3 protein-coding genes are annotated in these 3,439 nt (G+C 73.1%); all 3 read right to left on the reverse strand.

Translation table 11 applies throughout. The features are described from left to right. Positions 1-1,211: 1,211 nt before the first annotated feature. The gene (locus tag ACZ45T_RS37200) at positions 1,212-1,568 is read right to left on the reverse strand and encodes a DUF1801 domain-containing protein (RefSeq protein WP_468448584.1); all 357 of its coding nucleotides are present in this window, start codon (positions 1,566-1,568) and stop codon (positions 1,212-1,214) included. After that, on the reverse strand, positions 1,568-2,527 hold the full coding sequence (locus ACZ45T_RS37205; protein ID WP_468448605.1) for an EamA family transporter: 960 nt from the start codon (positions 2,525-2,527) through the stop codon (positions 1,568-1,570). The genes ACZ45T_RS37200 and ACZ45T_RS37205 overlap by 1 nt, the downstream gene beginning before the upstream one ends. An 89-nt stretch (positions 2,528-2,616) precedes the next feature. Beyond that, positions 2,617-3,439 (reverse strand): (Fe-S)-binding protein (locus ACZ45T_RS37210; RefSeq protein ID WP_468448585.1); only part of this gene is annotated, 823 nt, incomplete at its 5' end.

The raw sequence follows: 3,439 nt of genomic DNA on the forward strand, positions 1-3,439 counted from the left end.
CGCGTCGCTACGCGATGGCCTTCGGCCACCCTTGACCGACCGTCCCGCCACGGACATACGAAGACTGCCGGGAAACCCCCAAAGGAACGGGCCGGGCCTTCTATTTCAGGGACGGGGAGATCGGAGATGGGCGGCCCCGGTTCGGTGGGCAGACCTCCAGGAGCGGGCCCATCACCATCGGATCCGGGGTCTGGGGCGGCCAAAGTTCCACAAGACGGCGGCCAGACCGAGCTGGCGACCGATCAGACGGGGTGGACGCGTCAAATCGCTACGCGCTCCTCACGCCTCAGCGTCCGACGGCCGTCTGGGGCTGGACATAGACCGCCCACGACCCGAAATCGCTGCTCCACGACCGCGACCGACGACCGTCCGGGCACTTCACGCCCCAGACAACCGCTATACCGAGCTGTACCCGGGTCAGGGAGGGTGGGCGGCCGAGAAGGCCGCCCGTTTGCCTCAATTACCCCCATCTGTCCCTGCATTTGTGGTGACGAGGTCGCTCTGATGCGGGTAGAGCTCGGCTGAGGTGAGCAATCGCCCCTCCGGACCCTTCACCAGCCTCCATCGGTCCCCATCAGCCCCAGACGGCCGGCAGTCGCCGTCGTCGGGGAGCGCGTAGCGATCGGTGGCGGCCTATGTCCGGCCCCGTACGGCCGTCGGACGCTGAGACGTGCGAAGCGCGTAGCGATCGGACGCGCTTCCCCCGGCCCCCCGACCCGGGATCCGATGGAGACGGGCCCGCCTCGCGATCTGCCCCACCGGACCGGGCCCGGGGGTCCCTGATCGGCCCGTCCCTATGACCTCGGACCGGCCCGTTCCTTTGGGGGTTTCCCGGCAGTCTTCGTATGTCCGTGGCGGGACGGTCGGTCAAGGGTGGCCGAAGGCCATCGCGAAGCGACGCGACGTAGGAGCGCCCTTGAGGGACCGGCCCGACACGGAGAGACGATGAGACTGACGGGAAACCCCCAAACCCACTCTGATCCCGCCCGAGAGGCTCCCGCCCACCCCGAAGCCGCCGCCCCACAGGCCGGACCGCCCGAGCGGAATCCGCTCGCCCCCGACCCCGACCAGCAAGCCCTCAGCCCCCGCCCCGCCACCGAGGGGGGCGGGTGGGCAACCACCGCACGCGAGCGGGGGGCCAAGGGGGCGGGAACCCCGCACGCGTGGACTCGTACTCACCCCATGCCCCCACGCGTGGTCGACGCCCCCGCTCAGCAGACCTGCCCGCGCCCCGCCGAGGCCGTCGCGCGCAGGAGGTCGCGGAGCAGGGTGAAGTCGACGCGGTCCGGGTTGCGGAAGCGGAGGCATGCCTTGCCCATGTCGTGGGGGGCCAGGCGGTCCGCGAAGGCGTCCCGTACGTCCGTGCGCATCAGGTAGAAGGAGATGTACTGCTTCTGGTTCGCCCAGGCGATCTCCCCGACCGGCTCGCCGGGACGGACGTACGACGGCACCCCGTACGCGATGACCTCCTCGAAGCCCGGCAGTTCGGACAGGCACAGCTCGCGGAGCAGGGTGAGGGCCGGGCGGCGGGAGTCCGGGACGGCGGCCAGGTAGGCGGCGGCGTCCATCAGGCGGTCCGCTTGCGCATCTGGGACCGCACCGCGCCCATGCTCGCCGCGATCACCAGGGCGATGGCCAGGGCGTCCATTGCGGACATCGCCTGGTTCAGGACGAGGAAGCCCGCGGTGGCCGCGATGGCCGGCTCCAGGCTCATCAGGATCGCGAAGGTCGGGGCCGGCATCCGCCGCAGTGCGAGCAGTTCCAGGGTGTAGGGCAGGACGGAGGACAGTACGGCCACGCCGACGCCCAGCGCGAGGGTGCTCGGGACCAGCAGGTCGGAGCCCGCCTCGATGATGCCCAGCGGCAGGGAGAGCACGGCGGCCACGGCCATCGCCAGGGCCAGGCCGTCCGCCTGCGGGAAGCGGCGGCCCGTACGCGCGCTGAAGACGATGTACGCCGCCCACATCGCGCCCGCCCCGAGGGCGTACGCCGCACCCAGCGGGTCGAGGGAGCCGAAGCCGAGGCCGCCCCCGCCGTGTCCGGAGAGCAGGACCACGCCGCCGAGGGCGAGGCCGGCCCAGAGCACGTTCACCAGGCGCCGGGAGACGACGACGGAGAGGGCGAGCGGCCCGAGGACCTCCAGGGTGACGGCCGGGCCGAGCGGGATCCGGTCGATGGCCTGGTAGAAGAGTCCGTTCATGCCGGCCAGCGCGAGGCCGAAGGCCAGCACCGTGCCCCAGTCGGAGCGGGAGTAGCCGCGGACCTTGGGGCGGCACAGGAGCAGCAGCACGATCGCGGCCGCCGCGAGCCGCAGGGTGACCACGCCCGCCGCACCCGCCCTCGGCATGATCATGACCGCGAGGGCGGCGCCGAACTGCACCGAGATCCCCGCCGAGATCACCAGCGCGACCGGACCGAACCGGGCCGAAGCGCCTCCCGCGGGGGGCGCGGTGAGGGGGGCTGCGGCCGACGCCGACGCCGACGCCGAGGCGGACACGGGCACGGTCGTGGTCGTGGTCGTGGTCATGGAGGGGGAGGAGGGTGCGGTCATTTCTCCAGATTACGGGTCCGTAAGGAGTGCTGCCGCGTGTGTTGCCTTACAGTCCGTGTGTTGCCTTACAGTCCCTCCGCCAGGAGTTCCGCCAGGTGACGGGCCCGGACCCCGCCCAGCTGGCCGATCTGGGTGCGGCACGAGAAGCCGTCCGCCTGGACCACGGCGTCCCGCGGGGCCGCACGCAGGGACGGGAGCAGCTGCTCCTCCGCGCACGCCACCGACACGTCGTGGTGGCCCGGCTCGAAGCCGAAGTTCCCGGCCAGGCCGCAGCAGCCGCCGCTGAGCTCGCCCACCAGCCCGGCGCGCTCCCGCAGCCGCCGGTCCGCCGCGTCGCCGAGGACCGCGTGCTGGTGGCAGTGGGTCTGGCCGACCACCGCCCGGTCCAGGCGCGGCGGCTGCCAGGCCGGGGCGTACTCCTCCAGCGTCTCGGCGAAGGTGCGGACGGCTGCCGCGAGGCGCGCCGCGCGGGGGTCGTCGGGGAGGAGTGCGGGGAGGTCCGCGCGGAGGGCCGCGGCGCAGCTGGGTTCCAGGACCAGTACGGGTTCGCGTACGTCGCCCACGGCGTCCAGGGTGCGGTGGAGGACCTTGCGGGCGCGGTCGAGGCGGCCGGTGGAGAGGTAGGTCAGGCCGCAGCAGACCCTGCCGCGGGGTGCGGATACTCGCAGGCCCGCGGCCTCCAGGACCCGTACCGCTGCGCGGCCGGCCTCGGGGGTGAGGTACTCCGTGAAGGTGTCGGGCCAGAGGGTGACGGTGGGGGTGGCCGTGGGGGTGGCGCCCTGCGGGCCGCTCCCGGGCTCTGCCCGGACCCGCGCCTCAAACGCCGGCGGGGCTGGAATGTGCGGCCCGCCCGGAAGGCTCGGCGCAGCCGGAAGATTCGGCGCAGCC

The organism is Streptomyces sp. NPDC030995 (assembly GCF_055571215.1).